Raw genomic sequence first — 16,661 nt, forward strand, 5'->3', positions numbered from 1 at the left:
GTCAGTGTGTGTCAGGGCAACCCAACAGCTGTCGGGTCAGCAGCAGCGCCTGATCAAACGGCGCGGATGTACGGGTGATCTTGCTCATGACGCTGCTCCCCAGCCATAACGCATACAGGCTCCGGGCCAGGCTTTGCGGGGCTTGCGCCACTGTCAGCGAACCGTCCTCGACGCCGCGCCCGATCGCGTCGGCAAGCAAGGCGATGGTCCTCGACGTGCCGCGATCCAGGGCCAAGCGCATGGGTTCTGAAAGGTCTGACACTTCCGCACCGAGTTTGACGGCAAGGCATTTGCCCGCGTCGGTGCAGCCGGTCTGGTTGTCGATCCAGCCTTGCCAATAGCGCATCAACTTGGCGCGCGGGGACAACCCGGGCTGCTCGAACAGTTGCGCCATGCCCTCTACGTAGTGATCGAAGTAGTGGTCGAGCAATACCACACCGAATGCATCTTTGGAGTGGAAGTAGTGATAGAACGAACCTTTGGGCACATCGGCGGCTTGCAGGATTTCGTTCAACCCCACCGCAGAAAACCCTTTGGCGCCGACAATCGATTGCGCCGCGTCGAGAATGGTCTGCCGTGGACTTTTGCTGGCGCTGTGCATGCTTCACTCCGTCCGATTAGACCAGTCGTCTAGTGCATGGGGTGAATGTTAGGAGCCGGGCCGGGCGCCCACAATGTCATATCCGCAAGGATTGCGGACATGCGCCGAACCCGGTTGCCGTTTTCCCGGCACGCGCCGACAATCGCCCCTCCCGCCCGCGTTGGAGTATGGCGATGCATAGCGTTGCGCTGATGGTTTACCCGAACTTCCAGTCCCTGAGCCTCAGCCTGGGCTCGGTGTTCGAGTGCGCGAACCTGCTGCGCGGCGAGCCGGCCTACGAGTTTCACCTGGTGTCGGAAAGCGGCGGCGCGGTGATGACGTCCCAGGGGTTCTCGGTGAACACCACGTCGATCCGGCCGCAGGGCTATGACACCCTGATCGTCAGCGGTTACCTGGAATTTCGCCTGCCGGAGGCCAACCTGCTGGCGCTGGTCAAGGCCGCGTCCGCTCAATCGCGGCGTGTCGCCTCGCTGTGCATGGGCATCTTTGTGCTGGCCGAGGCCGGGTTATTGGCGGGCAAGCGCACCACCACTCACTGGATTCACGCACCGGCGTTTCGCAAGCGCTACCCGGATATTCAGTTGGAAGAAGACAAACTGTTCATCGTCGACGGCCAGATCTGGACCGGCGCCGGCATGAGCGCCGGGGTCGACCTGGCGCTGGCAATGGTGGAGAACGACCTGGGCAGCGACCTCGCCCGGCGTATCGCGCGCAAGCTGGTGATTGCCCAGCGTCGGGGCAGCGAACAGTCGCAGTTGTCGGCGTTGCTGGAATTGGACCCCAAATCCGACCGCATCCAACTGGCCCTGGCCTATGCCCGCGAGAACCTGACCCACGACCTGTCGGTGGAAGCCCTGGCCGATGTCGCACGGCTCAGCCCGCGCCAGTTCAGCCGGGTGTTTCGCGAAGAAACCGGGCAGACACCGGCCAAGGCCATCGAATCCCTGCGGGTGGAAGCGGCGCGGGCGATGATGGAAACCAGCCGCCACCCGGTCGAGGTGGTCGCCCGCGAAACCGGCTTCGGCGACCGCGAGCGCATGCGCCAGGCGTTTCTGCGTGCCTTCGGGCAGCCGCCCCAGGCCATGCAGCAGGCTTTTTTCAGCGAGCGCAGCGTTTAGTGCAACGACGCCCGCGTGATCAGGTAACTGGTCAGTTGCGGATCATCGTCCAGTTCGAGGGTCTGCACCGGGCGTGGCAGGTTATCCAGCACGGTGCGCCAGAACGCCTGGGACACTTCATCCTGGTCATAGAAGCGCACCAGCCAGTTGGCCGCGCCGCTGCATAGCACCTGGGTGGCGATCGCGCTGCCGATGCCCTTTCGCCGGTAGCGCTTGAGGATGAACAGGTCGGCCAGTTCCAGGGCATCGATGCCCGGCAATTCACTGCCTTCGATCAGCAGGAAGCCGGCGATATAACCGTCGACCAGCAGCAGGTTGGCGCTCCACTGCGGGTCGTGCCAATAGCGGTTCAGGTGTTCGTCATGGATGTAGAAACGGCCGTCCGCCTCGACATCTTCCTGCTCCCAGTCCGAGGACTCATAGGCGTAGTACTGGTACAGATTGCGGATCAGCTCGGACGCTTCCGGGCCGGTCTGGATCAATTCGACGGTGGTTTCAGGCATGAGGCTCTCGGTGAAAAAACGCAGGGCGCCATTGTTCACAAAACGCTGCCCCAGTCCAATAGCGGCATGAACCTTTCTACTTGCTGAACCGATTGCAAATAGCTGCCGCCCCGTCCGAACCTTCGAAACATTTCGAATAAACTTCGCCGGCTGCCTCTTTTTTCTCAAGGACATGTACTTTGACCAACGTCTGTTCCGCCGGCCTGGATGTGGGCTTCGCCTCCCTGGATTACCTGCAGATTTTCATCCTGGGCGTGATCCAGGGCATTACCGAATTGTTGCCGGTGTCGTCCACCGCCCATATGCGTGTGGTCCCCGCCCTGCTCGGCTGGCAAGACCCGGGCTCGGCGTTTTCGGCGGCGATGCAACTGGCGGCGCTGGCGGCGGTGGTCAGTTACTTCTGGCGCGATGTGCGCCAGGTGGTCACCGGCAGCATTGGCGCGGTGCGCCAGGGTGACTACAACAATCAGTGGTTCAAGCTGGCGGTGGCGATTGTGCTGGCGACCATTCCGATCTGCATTGCCGGCCTGGCGTTGTCGTCGACCTTGAATGCCTGTAACTCGCCGCTGCGCGGGCTGATGGTGATCGGCATCGCCTGCGTGGTGATGGCAGTATTGCTGGCGGCGGCCGAACTGCGTGCGCGGCATACGCGGGAGGTGAGCGAAATGCGCCTGCGCGATGCGTTGATCGTCGGTATCGCACAGATTGGCGCCTTGATTCCCGGGGTCTCGCGCTCCGGCTCCACACTGACCGCCGCGCTGTTCCTCAATTTCAAGCGTGAAGAGGCTGCGCGTTTCTCCTTTCTGCTGGGCCTGCCGGCGATCGCCCTCGCCGGCTTGAAGGAGCTGTGGGTGCTGCTGCACGCCGATATGCCGGTGCATGCCTGGCCGCACTTGCTGTTTGGCCTGGTAGTCGCCAGCGTCTCGGCGTTCTTCGCGATCTGGGGCCTGATGAAGTTCCTGGAGCGGTTCTCCACCTGGCCGTTCGTGATCTACCGTGCGCTGCTGGGGATCTTCCTGATCGTGGCGGTCAGCACCGGGTTGTTGAGCTGAGCCTCATCGACCTCAGCGCTCGAAATCGCGCGCATCGTGCCGCTCCGGCAGTTGCTCTTCGAGCGGCCCGGACACCCGGTTGACCCGTCGTCCACGCTGCACCGCCGGGCGCGCCTCGATTGCATCGGCCCAGCGCAGCACATGTTTGTAATCCTGCACCGAAAGGAACTGCGCCGCGTCATACAGGCGGCCTTTGACCAGGCCGCCGTACCAGGGCCAGATGGCGATGTCGGCGATGGTGTAGTCGTCACCGGCAATGTACTCGCTCACGGCCAGGCGCTTGTCGAGCACATCCAGCTGGCGCTTGGTTTCCATGGCAAAGCGGTTGATCGGGTACTCCATCTTGCTCGGCGCATAGGCGTAGAAATGCCCGAAGCCACCGCCCAGGTACGGCGCGCTGCCCATCTGCCAGAACAGCCACGACAGGCACTCGGCGCGGGCCGCAGGTTCGGTCGGGAAGAACGCCCCGAATTTCTCCGCCAGGTACTGCAGGATCGCGCCGGACTCGAATACGCGAATCGGCGTGGCGCCGCTGCGGTCGAGCAAGGCGGGGATTTTCGAGTTCGGGTTCACCGCGACAAAGCCGCTGCCGAACTGGTCGCCGTCGCCGATCTTGATCAGCCAGGCGTCGTATTCCGCGCCGGTATGCCCGAGGGCCAGCAGCTCTTCGAGCAGGATCGTGACTTTCTGCCCATTGGGCGTGGCCAGCGAGTACAGCTGCAGCGGGTGCTTGCCGACCGGCAGTACCTTGTCGTGAGTCGCTCCGGCGATGGGCCGGTTGATACTGGCGAATGTGCCGCCACTTTCGGTGTCCCAGGTCCAGACCTTGGGGGGTACGTATTCGGTCATGCTCACGACTCCTGATGTGCTTGAGGTCAACGAATCGACCCAGACTAAACCAAAGGTTGGGGTTGCGTCACAACCCAGCCTTCATCCTTGAGCGCTGGGTGGACACTTATCGGTAACGCCTTTCAATTGCCCCAGGTAACTGTCCACTTCCTTGAACAACCACTGGGAAAACGCCTGCTGCTTGGTGTGCGAACCTTCGCGGGGCGGCCAGACCAGCCAGTAGGGATACGCGTAGGGCACACTGATATCGCCGAGCTGCACCAGTTCGCCACGGGCGATGGCGTCCTGCACCAGGCTGCGCCGCTCCAGGGCGATGCCCTGCCCCAGGCGCACCGCCTCCAGGATCAGGTTGGAGTCATTGCTGCATAAGCCGGCGTGCTCGCCGGACATCTCGACGCCCGCCGCCTCGCACCATGGCAGCCAGGACTCGGTGCTATGGATGACCGGGCTGTCGACGATCTGCTCTGGTGTCTGCGGCAACTGCCCGTGATTGAAATGAGGCGCGGCCACGGCGATCACTTCATCGTGAAACAACAGCCGCTGCTCCACGCCGTCCCAATCGCCCTCGCCCATGCGGATGCCGATATCGACCGATTCCTGATGCAGGTTGGAAATGCTCAGGCTGGCTTGCAAGCGAATGCGGATATGCGGGTACAACGCCTGGAACGTCGGCAGGCGTGGGACCAGCCAGGAGCAGCCGAACGAGGGCAGCACCGCGACCACCAGTTCATCGGTCTTGGGTTGGGCCTGGATCAAGCGCGTGGCTTCGGCGATATCTCCCAGCGCCTTGCGAATCTGCAAGGCGTACAGGCGCCCGTCTTCGCTCACCCGCAGGCCGCGACCTTCGCGCACGAACAAGGCCAGACCGACGAGCTCTTCCAGCACCTTGATCTGCTGGCTGATGGCTGAGTGGGTAACGTGCAGTTCCCTGGCCGCCAAGGTCACGCTGCCCAATCGCGAGGTGGCTTCGAAGCTGCGCAGGCAGGTCAAGGGAGGAAATGCGTTCATGTAAGCTAAGCTAACCTTTTACGGTAAAAATAATCGATATTGCAGGACCTACAGCCGCTTTAAAGTTACCTAAATTAACCAATCCTGCCAACTACCCATTACCAAGGAGGCTTTATGAAACTGGTCGGCATGCTGGACTCGCCTTATGTACGTCGCGTGGCCATTTCCCTGGAACTGTACGGGGTGGATTTTGTGCATGAGCCCTTGTCCGTGTTCAGCACCTACAACGCATTCGCGCGGATCAACCCCGTGGTCAAGGCGCCCACCCTGGTGTTGGACGATGGGACCGTGTTGATGGACTCCAGCCTGATCCTGGATTACCTCGAAACCCTCGCGCCAGCTGACAGAAAGCTGCTGCCGCAGCCCCCCGCGGCACGCGCCAAGGACTTGCAGTTGCTCGGGCTGGCCCTGGCGGCCTGTGAGAAAAGCGTGCAGATCGTCTATGAACACAACCTGCGGCCGGCCGAGAAGCAGCATGCGCCGTGGCTCGACCGCGTCAGCGGGCAATTGCTGGCCGCGTATACGCTGCTGGACAAACACCTGAGCCAGGCCGACAGCGAAGCGCTGACCCAAGCCTCGCTGACGGTGGCGGTCGCCTGGTCCTTCAGCCAGTTCACCGTGGCCTCGGTGGTCAAGGCGGATGCGTTCCCCCATGTGCAACGCCACGCCGAACGCCTGGAGCAGCACCCGGCCTTCAAGCGCTACCCCATCGAGTGACCGGAGTTACACCCAGCCGCCATCGACAATGAAGTTCTGCGCCGAACACATCGCTGACGCCTGCGAGGCGAGAAACAGCGCCATGCTGGCGATGTGCTCCGGCAATACGCTGCCAGGCAGGCACTGGCTGCGGCTGATCAGTTCCTTGGCGGCGTCGTCGACCCACATCGTCAATTGTTTTTCGGTCATCACCCAACCCGGCACCAGCGTATTGACGCGGATACGGTCCGGGCCCAGCTCACGCGCCAGCGCCCGCGTCATGCCGTGGGCGGCGGCCTTGCTGGCGGCGTACACCGGGTAGCCGGCGGAGGCCATCATCCAGCCAACGGAGCCCAGGTTGATGATCGAACCGCCACCCGCACGTTTCATCATCGGCACCACAGCCTTGGCGGCAAAAAAGGCGTGCTTGAGGTTGACCGCGATCAGCTTGTCGAACGTCTCCGAATCAACTTCCTCCAGGGTATGACGCACGTCGTTGGCGGCATTGTTCACCAACACGGTGATCGGCCCCAGGGCGTATTCGAAGCGCGCAATCGCGGCCTTGTAGGCAATCTCGTCGGTGATATCGCAGTGACCGAACTCGACGGTGTGCCCCTGGGCACTCAACAACGCCGCCAGGCGCTCGCCCTGGCCTTGCGCGCGGTCGACGAACGCCACCTTGGCCCCCTGCCCGGCGAAGGCTCGCACCATGAATTCGCCGATCCCCGAAGCGCCTCCGGAAATCAATACGGTCTTGCCCTTGAGGTCGGGATAAACGGCCTGTTCAGTACTCATATCAAGGTTGCCTCGATCAATTAGTCTTATTTTATTTTACGAAATCGGCGTTTAAGGCTATAAATTTGCGGCCTCACCGACAAAATATCGCACATTAGTAGAACTATTCCACTCAAAACAACAAAAGGAAGTTCGACCATGAAGCACCCTCGATACCTGTTGTCCGGCCTCGCCTTGTCCATGCTGATCGCCAGCGGTGGCGCGCAGGCCGCCGGTCTGTCCAGTGAACACAAACCCTTCGGGAAAACCAACGACGGCACCGCTGTCGAGCAGTACATATTGCGCAACAGCCATGGCATGCAAGCCACGGTCATCACCTATGGCGGCGTGTTGCAGGCGCTGAAAGTGCCGGACAAGCACGGCAAGGTCGAGGACGTGGTGCTCGGCTTCGATGATGTGCAGGGCTATCAGCGCGGTACGGCGTTTTTTGGCGCGACCATTGGCCGCTTCGGCAATCGCCTGGCCGGCGGTGCGTTCGAGCTCGACGGCAAGCGTTATCAGGTGCCGCTCAACGACGGTCCCAATTCGCTGCATGGCGGCGCCCAGGGCTTCGACAAGCGCGTGTGGCAAGCCAAGCCCGTCAAGGACAAGGATTCGGTCGGCGTGACCCTGACCTACCTGTCCAAGGACGGCGAGATGGGCTTTCCCGGCAACCTGACCACCGAAGTCACCTATCGGCTCAACGACAACAACGAATTGCACATCGACTACAAGGCCACCACCGACAAACCGACGGTGCTCAACCTCACCAACCACAGCTATTTCAACCTCGCCGGCGCGGGCAACGGCGACATCCTCAAGCAGGTGGCGACCTTGCACGCCAGCCACTACACGCCGGTGAATGCCACCTTGATTCCCACCGGCGAAGTGGCACCGGTCAAGGGCACGCCGATGGACTTTCTCCAGCCCACCGCCATCGGCCAGCACATCAAGGACGCGCATCCGCAACTCAAATTCGCCGAGCCGAAACAGGGCGGGTTTGACTTCAACTGGGCGCTGGATACCCAAGGCGACATCAAGCAACTCGCCGCCGACGTGTACGACCCCGCCTCCGGCCGCCGTTTGCAGCTCTACACCACGGAACCTGGGGTGCAGTTCTATACCAGCAACTTCCTCGATGGCTCGGTGAAGGGCAAGGCAGGCAAAACCTACCTGCATTGGAGCGGTTTCACACTGGAGACCCAGCACTTTCCCGATGCGCCGAACCAACCGACGTTTGCCTCGACACGCTTGGACCCCGGGCAGACCTACACCCAGCGCACCCTCTTCAAGTTTTCCGCCGATTGAGGATGGCGGCGGGCTTGCCGGCGACCGAAACGCTGTCGCCGGCAAGCCGGCGTCCGGCGCTAATGTGATGCAAATAGTCCCCAAAACCGTGCTTGGCTGCTATTGTGCCGCGCTTTGAAAAGCCGCCTACCAGCAAGGAATTGGACGTTGAACACTGACGAAAAAATGACCGGGGACCTGTTCGAGGTGGATAAGCGTCTGTCACTCAAACCCGTGGTGGACTTCAACGCCTACCTGCGCAACGCATTCGGCGACGGCCCCTGCACCTGCGTGCGCTGTGCTGCCGCTGGCGGGGAGGAAACCGGCTATGAGTTCCAGCACACCTTCAACCTCGACACCAAACCCACCCACCGCCGCTTTGCCTCGACGGCCGGCAGCGATGTGCTGTTGATGTTGAAAAAGGCGTGGCTGTCGTACACCAAGGCGGAGTTGCCGCTCAGTGGCGTGCTGGCATTGCCGACGGTGAAGGAGTTTGTCGAGCCACAGCTGCACAAGCGCCTCGCCCCGTTGTTTCTGGCCAGTGGGTTGGCCAAGGATGTCGACGGCGAACTGCGCATCCAACCGCAGGCCATGGCCTGATCCCTCCCTTTGAGCCGCCCTTGAATGTGCGGCTCAGGCGTCGGGGTGATAAATCGAACCGTTGAGTGAGCACAGTAGCGAGCGTCCTACCCAGGGACGCCGCTGTCCCTACGCCAATCCTGCCTATTTCGGCTTTTTCCTTGCGCAAGTTTCATCAGTGGGATCAGCATGGCCCACGATGAATAGCCGCTTGATCGAATAACGCGCCTTCACCGCCAAAGCCGAACACCGTCGCACCGAGACGGGCATCCTGCGCGTGACAATGTCGCCCGACTGCCGCCGCGCAGGGTTGGCGCAGCAAAAGCACAGCTCAGGTTTTGCGTTGATCACAAGGAGTTCTGGATGGCCGCACCAAGCAAGAAGATGAGCCTGTTGGGCCTGACCACCCTGGTAGCGATCAACATGATGGGCTCGGGGATCATCATGTTGCCGGCCAGCATGGCGCAACTGGGCGCGATTTCGCTGCTGTCGTGGGTCGTCACTGCGCTCGGTTCGATGGCGATCGCCTACGGCTTCGCTCAATGCGGGCTGTTCTGTACCCGCAGCGGCGGGATGTCGGCGTATACCGAGGAGGCCCACGGCAAGTCGGGGTTTTTCCTGTGTTCGTTTCTGTATTTTCTGTCGCTGATCATTGCCAATGTGGCGATTGCGATTTCGGCGGTGGGTTATTTGTCGTCGTTCATTCCGTGGCTGGGCAGCGGGCCGGGACCGTTGTTCGTCGGCAGCCTGGCGCTGATCTGGCTGACCACCGTGGCCAACTTCGGCGGCCCGCGCATCACCGGGCGCATCGGAGTGGTCACGGTATGGGGCGTGATCATTCCAGTGGCGGGACTCTGCGTGATCGGTTGGTTCTATTTCAAGCCCGAGGTGTTCACGGCCGCCTGGAACCCACACCAACGGCACCTGTGGGACGCCGTCAGTGCGAGTATTCCTCTGACCCTGTGGGCGTTTCTTGGCATGGAGTCGGCCGCCCAGGGCTACGACGCGGTGGAGAACCCCAACCGCACCGTGCCCCTGGCCTGCCTGCTCGGCACGCTTGGGGTGGCTGTGGTGTATGTGCTGTCGACCGCGGTGATCCAGGGCATCGTGCCCAATGCCGAACTGGCGGCGTCCTCCGCACCGTTCGCACTGGTTTACGCACAGATGTTCAGCCCCTGGGTCGGCAAGCTGATCATGGCGTTGGCGGTGGTGGCCTGTATCGGCTCGTTGCTGGGCTGGCAATTCACCCTGGCGCAAACAGCCAAGATGTCGGCGGACCAACGCCTGTTTCCGCGTTTTTTCAGCCGCATCAGCGCCGCGAATGCACCGGTGCTGGGGCTGCTGGCGTGTGCCACGCTGCAAAGCCTGATTGCCTTGTCGACCATCTCGCCCAGCGCCAGCGCGCAGTTCAGCAAACTGGTGAACCTGGCGGTGGTGACCAACCTGCTGCCCTACGTGACCGCCCTCACCGGCCTGCTGGTGATGATGTACAAGGCACACGCCAGCGCGACGGTGCAGGCGCGCAATACGCTGGTGGTGCTGGTGGCCGTGGGGTATTCGCTGTATGCGATTTATGCCTGCGGTGAAGAGGCGGTATTTGGCGCGATGCTGGTGCTGGCGTTCGGGTATCTGTTGTATGGCTTTCTGGCCAAACGGTTTGTCGGGGAACCGGCAGACTCCCCTGGCAGATGAAGATCAAAATGTGGGAGGGGGTTTGCCCCCGATTGCGCCAGTCGATACATGTATTGACTGAACCACCGCTATCGGGGGCAAGCCCCCTCCTACAGTGTTTACCGCGTTTGCCTGAACTGATTATTTACGCGCCGCCTCCCACTGCTTGAGCAGGTCGCCGTAGGCCACGGTTTCGCCTTTGGGTTTCTCGTTGGCCAGTTTCGGCTTCGGCGCGCCGGGCTGGTCGAACCAGTATTGGGCGTCACGTTCCGGGTTCATTTTCGGACCGCACACCGGTTGCACTTTGGAGCGCTCCAGGCGCGTCATGATCGCGTCTTGCTCCTTGGCCAGGTTGTCGAGCGCCTGTTGCGGGGTTTTCTCGCCGCTGGCCGCCGCCGCAATGTTGCTCCACCACAGTTGCGCCAGGCGTGGATAGTCCGGCACGTTGGTGCCGGTCGGGGTCCACTCGACCCGGGCCGGGCTGCGGTAGAACTCCACCAGGCCGCCAAGCTTCGGCGCCAGGTCGGTCATGGCCTGGGAATTGATGTCCGACTCACGGATCGGCGTCAGGCCGACGATGGTTTTCTTCAGCGACACGGTTTTCGAGGTGACGAACTGCGCGTACAGCCAGGCCGCGAGCTTCTGCTTCTCAGGCGTCGACTTGAGGAAGGTCCAGGAACCCACGTCCTGATAACCCTTCTTCATGCCCTTTTCCCAATAAGGCCCGACGGGCGACGGCGCCATACGCCATTTCGGTGTGCCGTCGGCGTTGACCACGGGCAGGCCCGGCTTGGTCATGTCGGCCGTGAACGCGGTGTACCAGAAGATCTGCTGGGCGATGTTGCCCTGGGACGGCACCGGGCCGGATTCGGAGAAGGTCATGCCGGCCGCTTCCGGCGGTGCGTAGGCTTTCATCCAGTCCACGTATTTCTGCGTGGCGAACACCGCCGCCGGGCCGTTGGTGTCGCCGCCCCGGGTGACGCTGGAGCCCACCGGGTGGCAGTCCTCGACGCGAATGCCCCACTCGTCCACCGGCAAACCGTTGGGCAAACCCTTGTCGCCGCCACCAGCCATGGAGAACCAGGCATCGGTGAAGCGCCAGCCGAGGGACGGGTCTTTCTTGCCGTAGTCCATATGCCCATAGATGCGCTTGCCGTCGATTTGCTTGACGTCCTCGCTGAAGAACTTGGCGATGTCTTCATAGGCCGACCAGTTCACCGGCACGCCGAGGTCGTAGCCGTATTTTTCCTTGAACTTGGCTTTCAGCTCCGGCCGCTCGAACCAGTCAGCGCGGAACCAGTACAGGTTGGCGAATTGCTGGTCGGGTAACTGGTAGATCTTGCCGTCCGGCGCGGTGGTGAAGGAGATACCGATAAAGTCCTTGATATCCAGGGTCGGCGAGGTGAAGTCCTTGCCTTCGTTGGCCATCAGGTCGGTGATGGATTCGGTTTTGCCGTAGCGAAAGTGCGTACCGATCAGGTCGGAATCGTTGACCCAGCCGTCATAGATGTTCTTGTCGGACTGCATCTGGGTTTGCAGCTTTTCCACCACATCGCCTTCCTGCAGCAGGTCGTGGGTCAGCTTGATACCGGTGATTTCACTGAAGGCCTTGGCCAGCACCTTGGATTCGTACTCATGGGTGGTGAGGGTTTCCGACACCACGTTGATCTTCATCCCACGGAACGGTTCGGCGGCCTTGATGAACCACTTGAGTTCCTCGAGCTGCTGGTCGGCCGTGAGGGTCGACGGCTTGAACTCGCTACCGATCCATTTTTTCGCCGCTTCTTCATACGCATCGGCCCAGGCCGTGGCACTCAAACCGCTGAGGGCCAATACGGCGGCCAATGAAATGCTATGTCGCAGCTTATTGTTTTTATCGAACATAGAGACCTCCTGGTTGATTTCAAAAGGGACTACAAACGCCACACACCCCTTGTAGGAGCGAGCTTGCTCGCGAAAAACGCCCAGACACCGCGCACTCCCAGAAACGCCGCGTTATCGTTGACGAATTTCGCGAGCAAGCTCGCTCCTACAGGGAATAGAGGCATCCGCACTAGCCCCAACGCATCACACACAACAGCCATACAAGGGAGAGCGCGGACGCCACCCAGATGCTCCAGTCGGTTACGCCGATCACCAGCAGGTGCAGGTAGGCGCTACCGAGAAGACCGATAAACAAACGATCACCACGGGTGGTGCTGATCGGCAGAAACCCGCGCCGAGGGATACTCGGCGCGCGCAATTCCCAAGTGGTCATGCCCGCCAGAATCAGGGCGATACCGCCAAAGAACAGCGCAGTGGGGGTGGTCCAGGCCATCCATTCCATCATCGACTCCTCAGACCCGGCCGAGGGCAAAGCCCTTGGCCACGTGGTTGCGTACAAACCAGATCACCAGCATGCCGGGCAGGATGGTCAACACCCCCGCCGCCGCCAGTACGCCCCAGTCGATCCCCGACGCCGAGACGGTGCGGGTCATCACCGCCGCGATGGGCTTGGCATTGACCGAAGTCAGGGTGCGTGCGAGCAGCAGTTCGACCCAGGAAAACATGAAGCAGAAAAACGCCGTCACGCCGATACCGGAGCCGATCAATGGGATAAAAATCTTCACAAAGAACTTGGGGAAGGAGTAGCCGTCAATGTAGGCGGTTTCGTCGATTTCCTTGGGCACACCCGACATGAAGCCTTCAAGAATCCACACCGCCAATGGCACGTTGAACAGGCAGTGCGCCAGGGCCACCGCGATATGCGTGTCGAACAGGCCGATGGACGAATACAGCTGGAAAAACGGCAACAGAAACACCGCCGGCGGCGCCATGCGGTTGGTCAGCAGCCAGAAAAACAGGTGCTTGTCGCCCAGGAAGCGATAGCGCGAGAACGCATACGCCGCCGGCAGCGCCACGCTCAAGGAGATCAGCGTGTTCAGGCTCACGTAGTACAACGAGTTGAGATAGCCGGTGTACCAACTCGGGTCAGTGAAAATCACCTTGTAGTTGGCCAGGGTGAAATCCTGCGGAAACAGCGTCAGCCCACCGAGGATTTCGGTATTACTTTTGAAGGACATGTTCAGCAGCCAGTAGATCGGCACCAGCAGGAACAGGATGTAGATCAGCAGCGGTATGACTTTGCGCTTGCTCATGTTGGTGGCCTCAGCGGTTGGCGTCGGAATGGGTCATGGCGGTGTAGAACAGCCAGGACACCAACAGGATGATCAGGAAGTACACCAGGGAAAACGCCGCGGCCGGGCCTAGGTCGAATTGGCCGACAGCCATCTGGGTCAGCGTCTGGCTGAGGAACGTGGTGGCGTTACCCGGCCCGCCACCGGTCAGTACGAAGGGCTCGGTGTAGATCATGAAACTGTCCATGAAGCGCAGCATCACCGCGATCAGCAGCACACTTTTCATCTTCGGCAGCTGGATATGTCGGAAAACCGCCCAGGCCGACGCCCGATCGATACGCGCCGCCTGGTAGTACACATCTGGAATAGCGCGCAGCCCCGAGTAGCACAGCAGCGCCACCAGGGAGGTCCAGTGCCAGACATCCATCACCAGCACCGTGACCCAAGCGTCCATGGTGTTGGCCGCATAGTTGTAGCTGATGCCCATCGCATTGAGGGTAGAGCCGAGCAGGCCGATATCGGCGCGGCCGAAAATCTGCCAGATGGTGCCCACCACGTTCCACGGAATCAGCAACGGAATGGCGAGGATGATCAGCACCAGCGACGACCAGCGGCCCTTGGTCGGCATGGTCAGGGCGATGGCGATGCCCAGCGGGATTTCGATCAGCAGCACGCACGCCGAGTAGATGAACTGGCGCAGCAGCGAGTCGTGCAGACGCGGGTCGAGCAGCACCTGTTTGTACCAGTCGGCGCCGACGAAATAGCGGCTGGACTGGTCGAAAATGTCCTGCACCGAGTAGTTGACCACCGTCATCATCGGGATCACCGCACTGAATGCCACCAGCAGGAACACCGGCAACACCAACCACCAGGCCTTGTTGTTCTGCACCTTGTTCATGGCCGCACCTCCAGCAGGTAATCGTCGGCGTAGAGCATCAGCCACTGCGCGGGGAAGCTGATAGAGGCGGTGCCTTCGGGCACCGGTTTGTCTTCGGCCAGACGCACTTTCAGGGTGGCGCCGTCCAGGTTCAGGGTCAGGATCTTGTAGGTGCCGAGGTCTTCAATATGGGTGACGTCGGCTTGCAGTGCGTCAGGATTATGCTCATCCCACACATGAATGAATTCCGGGCGGATACCCACCTGCAAGGTCGTGTAGGGCGTGTCGGCGAGGCGTTGCTGCACGGCCTCGGACAACCGCAGATGGGTGTCGGCAAAGCGCACTCCGCCGGCCTCGGCCTGCACTTCGATCAGATTCATCCCAGGGCTGCCGATGAAATAGCCGACAAACGTATGGCTCGGCCGCTCGAACAACTCCCGCGGCGTGCCGAATTGCACAATTTGCCCGCCGTACATCACCGCGATCTTGTCGGCGAAGGTCGAGGCTTCCAGCTGGTCGTGGGTCACGTAGACCATGGTGATATTGAACTGCTCGTGGATCTGCTTGAGCTTGCGCCGCAGTTTCCATTTGAGGTGCGGGTCGATCACCGTCAGCGGTTCATCGAACAGGATCGCCGAGACGTCGTCGCGCACCAGGCCCCGGCCCATGGAGACTTTCTGTTTTTCGTCGGCGGTGAGGTTGCGTGCCTTTTTGCTCAGCAGGCTTTGCAGGTCGAGGACTTCGGCAATTTCCTGCACCTTGCTGTGAATTTTCGCCTCGGCCATGCCCTGGTTACGCAACGGGAAAGCCAGGTTGTCGAACACCGTCATGGTGTCGTACACCACCGGGAACTGGAACACCTGGGCGATGTTGCGTTTTTCCGGGGTCAGCTCGTTGACCACTTTATGGTCGAACAGCACGTGCCCTTCGGACGGGCTGAGCAGGCCGGAGATGATATTGAGCAGGGTTGATTTGCCGCAGCCCGAAGGCCCGAGCAAGGCGTAGGCGCCGCCCTGCTCCCATACGTGGTTCATTTCCCGAATGGCGTAGTCCTCGGGACCTGTCGGCGTAGGGCTGTAGCTGTGCGCCAGGTTCTGCAAATGGATCTCGGCCATCAGGCAACCCTCGCGACACGGCGTCCGGGGGCCTGGACCAAGCGGCCCTGGCCATCGAACACAAACAGTTTATGGGTGGGGATATACACACGGATCGGCGCGTCGACGTCGTACTCATGCACCCCCGGCAAGTGCAGCACCAGCAGGAAATGCTCGCTGCGCACATGCAGGAAGGTTTCCGAGCCGCTGATCTCGGCGACTTCCACGGTCACCGCCAGTTCGAGGTCGTCGTCGTTGCTGGGCACCAGGCTGATATGGCTGGGGCGCACGCCAAAGCGGAACTCGCCCTCGCCGATGGGACGCAGGTCAACATTGAGTGGGAAGTGTACGAAATTGGCGAAGCTCACTTCATTGCCGCGGATGCTGCCCGGCATCAGGTTGATCGGCGGTTCGGAAAACAACTCGGCGGCCAATACGGTCTGCGGCTGGTGATAGACCTCGGCCGCCTTGCCGCTCTGGATCACCCGGCCTTCGTGGAGGATGGTGGTGGTGCCGCCGAGTGCCAGCGCTTCGTTGGGCTCGGTGGTGGCGTAAATCGCAATGGTGTGGCGGGCCTTGAACAGCTCGCGCATTTCCTGACGCAGCTCTTCGCGCAGTTTGTAGTCCAGGTTCACCAACGGCTCATCGAACAGGATCAGTTCGGCATCCTTCACCAACGCGCGGGCCATCGCCGTGCGTTGCTGCTGGCCGCCGGACAGCTCCAGCGGGTGGCGCTTGAGGAACTTCTCGATGCGCAGCATCTTCGCGGTTTCCAGCACCTTGCTCTGGATCAGCTCGTTGGACACACCGGCCTGGCGCAACGGCGAGGCGATGTTCTCGAACACGGTCATGGTCGGGTAGTTGATGAACTGTTGATACACCATCGACACGTTGCGCAGGCGCACCGGTTTAGCGGTGACATCCACGCCGTTCATCAGGATGCGGCCGCTGTCGGGCTTGTCCAGGCCGGCCATCAGGCGCATCAGGCTGGTCTTGCCGGACAGGGTGCGACCGAGCAGCACATTGAAGGAGCCGGCCTCGAAACGCAGGTTGGCGTCGTCGATCCAGGTCTGGCCTTCGATGACGCGGGAGACATGTTCCAGGGTCAATGACATGACACGCCCTTTTTATTATTGGAATGAATCTGGCCAGTGGTCACAGCGAGTTTCGTGCCAACCGCAGCAGGTGCTTGATCCACAAGGAAATGCCCTGAAAGCGAGGTTCGGGAGCGAACAAAAATGAACAATTCGGACTGAACAACTGAACACTCAGCGGGTTGACAATGAACAGTTCTGAACAACACTGTTTGAACCCGATTGACTGAACAACGCAGAACACATGCGGGAGGGGCGGTGCGACGATTCGACTTGCCCCCTCCCACATCGACCGGGTGACATCCGTTAGATTGCGCAAGACCCAAAAACAATAAAAAGAAG

Annotated in this window: 17 protein-coding genes; 6 read left to right on the forward strand and 11 right to left on the reverse strand. The window is 61.1% G+C overall.

Annotation, left to right across the window (positions count from 1 at the left end; genetic code table 11):
* Position 1 precedes the first annotated feature (1 nt).
* On the reverse strand, positions 2–601 hold the full coding sequence (locus LQ249_RS18750; protein WP_128191867.1) for a TetR/AcrR family transcriptional regulator: 600 nt from the start codon (positions 599–601) through the stop codon (positions 2–4).
* 173 nt (positions 602–774) lie between these two features.
* Here LQ249_RS18750 and LQ249_RS18755 point away from each other — a divergent pair, with 173 nt between their 5' ends.
* Complete coding sequence (locus tag LQ249_RS18755) at positions 775–1,719, forward strand: GlxA family transcriptional regulator (protein WP_108525135.1); 945 nt, start codon at positions 775–777, stop codon at positions 1,717–1,719.
* Here LQ249_RS18755 and LQ249_RS18760 read toward each other — a convergent pair.
* Positions 1,716–2,222, reverse strand: a complete 507-nt coding sequence (locus LQ249_RS18760; protein WP_026139989.1) for a GNAT family N-acetyltransferase — start codon at positions 2,220–2,222, stop codon at positions 1,716–1,718. The two genes, LQ249_RS18755 and LQ249_RS18760, sit on opposite strands and share 4 nt — an antisense overlap.
* Before the next feature lie 179 nt (positions 2,223–2,401).
* On the opposite strand from LQ249_RS18760, the gene LQ249_RS18765 reads away from it, so the two are divergent.
* Positions 2,402–3,274, forward strand: coding sequence for an undecaprenyl-diphosphate phosphatase (locus tag LQ249_RS18765; RefSeq protein WP_017846697.1), 873 nt, complete (start codon positions 2,402–2,404; stop codon positions 3,272–3,274).
* A 12-nt stretch (positions 3,275–3,286) separates the two neighbouring features.
* On the opposite strand, the gene yghU is transcribed toward LQ249_RS18765, so the two are convergent.
* Both yghU and LQ249_RS18775 read right to left on the reverse strand, forming a co-directional pair.
* Positions 3,287–4,123 (reverse strand): glutathione-dependent disulfide-bond oxidoreductase, encoded by an 837-nt coding sequence (gene yghU / locus LQ249_RS18770; RefSeq protein WP_046383028.1) that lies wholly within the window; start codon positions 4,121–4,123, stop codon positions 3,287–3,289.
* A gap of 81 nt (positions 4,124–4,204) precedes the next feature.
* On the reverse strand, positions 4,205–5,131 hold the full coding sequence (locus LQ249_RS18775; RefSeq protein WP_057004387.1) for a LysR substrate-binding domain-containing protein: 927 nt from the start codon (positions 5,129–5,131) through the stop codon (positions 4,205–4,207).
* Between the two features lie 114 nt (positions 5,132–5,245).
* On the opposite strand from LQ249_RS18775, the gene LQ249_RS18780 reads away from it, so the two are divergent.
* Positions 5,246–5,848 carry a glutathione S-transferase family protein gene (locus tag LQ249_RS18780; RefSeq protein WP_046383026.1) on the forward strand — a complete coding sequence of 201 codons (603 nt, stop codon included), beginning with the start codon at positions 5,246–5,248 and terminating at the stop codon, positions 5,846–5,848.
* Positions 5,849–5,854: 6 nt separating this feature from the next.
* On the opposite strand, the gene LQ249_RS18785 is transcribed toward LQ249_RS18780, so the two are convergent.
* Positions 5,855–6,622, reverse strand: coding sequence for an SDR family NAD(P)-dependent oxidoreductase (locus LQ249_RS18785; RefSeq protein ID WP_017846701.1), 768 nt, complete (start codon positions 6,620–6,622; stop codon positions 5,855–5,857).
* A 138-nt stretch (positions 6,623–6,760) separates the two neighbouring features.
* On the opposite strand from LQ249_RS18785, the gene LQ249_RS18790 reads away from it, so the two are divergent.
* The 3 genes from LQ249_RS18790 (at position 6,761) to potE (ending at position 10,159) form a co-directional block, all read left to right on the forward strand.
* Positions 6,761–7,909 carry an aldose epimerase family protein gene (locus LQ249_RS18790; protein ID WP_046383025.1) on the forward strand — a complete coding sequence of 383 codons (1,149 nt, stop codon included), beginning with the start codon at positions 6,761–6,763 and terminating at the stop codon, positions 7,907–7,909.
* Between the two features lie 147 nt (positions 7,910–8,056).
* Positions 8,057–8,488, forward strand: a complete 432-nt coding sequence (locus LQ249_RS18795; RefSeq protein WP_017846703.1) for a hypothetical protein — start codon at positions 8,057–8,059, stop codon at positions 8,486–8,488.
* A gap of 342 nt (positions 8,489–8,830) precedes the next feature.
* On the forward strand, positions 8,831–10,159 hold the full coding sequence (gene potE, locus LQ249_RS18800; protein WP_046487170.1) for a putrescine-ornithine antiporter: 1,329 nt from the start codon (positions 8,831–8,833) through the stop codon (positions 10,157–10,159).
* A gap of 120 nt (positions 10,160–10,279) precedes the next feature.
* Here potE and LQ249_RS18805 read toward each other — a convergent pair whose 3' ends face one another.
* The 6 genes from LQ249_RS18805 to LQ249_RS18830 form a co-directional block, all read right to left on the reverse strand.
* Complete coding sequence (locus LQ249_RS18805) at positions 10,280–12,022, reverse strand: ABC transporter substrate-binding protein (protein ID WP_057004393.1); 1,743 nt, start codon at positions 12,020–12,022, stop codon at positions 10,280–10,282.
* Between the two features lie 169 nt (positions 12,023–12,191).
* Positions 12,192–12,464 (reverse strand): DUF2160 domain-containing protein, encoded by a 273-nt coding sequence (locus LQ249_RS18810; RefSeq protein WP_010567825.1) that lies wholly within the window; start codon positions 12,462–12,464, stop codon positions 12,192–12,194.
* A gap of 10 nt (positions 12,465–12,474) precedes the next feature.
* Positions 12,475–13,275: a carbohydrate ABC transporter permease gene (locus LQ249_RS18815; RefSeq protein ID WP_017846707.1), complete on the reverse strand. Its 801-nt coding sequence runs from the start codon at positions 13,273–13,275 to the stop codon at positions 12,475–12,477.
* A 10-nt stretch (positions 13,276–13,285) separates the two neighbouring features.
* Positions 13,286–14,152, reverse strand: a complete 867-nt coding sequence (locus tag LQ249_RS18820) for a carbohydrate ABC transporter permease (protein WP_005789024.1) — start codon at positions 14,150–14,152, stop codon at positions 13,286–13,288.
* Positions 14,149–15,246 (reverse strand): ABC transporter ATP-binding protein, encoded by a 1,098-nt coding sequence (locus LQ249_RS18825; protein ID WP_017846709.1) that lies wholly within the window; start codon positions 15,244–15,246, stop codon positions 14,149–14,151. Before LQ249_RS18825 ends, LQ249_RS18820 begins: the two co-directional genes overlap by 4 nt.
* Positions 15,246–16,340 carry an ABC transporter ATP-binding protein gene (locus LQ249_RS18830; RefSeq protein ID WP_017846710.1) on the reverse strand — a complete coding sequence of 365 codons (1,095 nt, stop codon included), beginning with the start codon at positions 16,338–16,340 and terminating at the stop codon, positions 15,246–15,248. The genes LQ249_RS18825 and LQ249_RS18830 overlap by 1 nt, the downstream gene beginning before the upstream one ends.
* Positions 16,341–16,661: the final 321 nt, after the last annotated feature.

Origin of the sequence: Pseudomonas sp. 7-41, from assembly GCF_021233075.1 — a bacterium.
GTDB classification, from domain to species: domain Bacteria; phylum Pseudomonadota; class Gammaproteobacteria; order Pseudomonadales; family Pseudomonadaceae; genus Aquipseudomonas; species Aquipseudomonas veronii.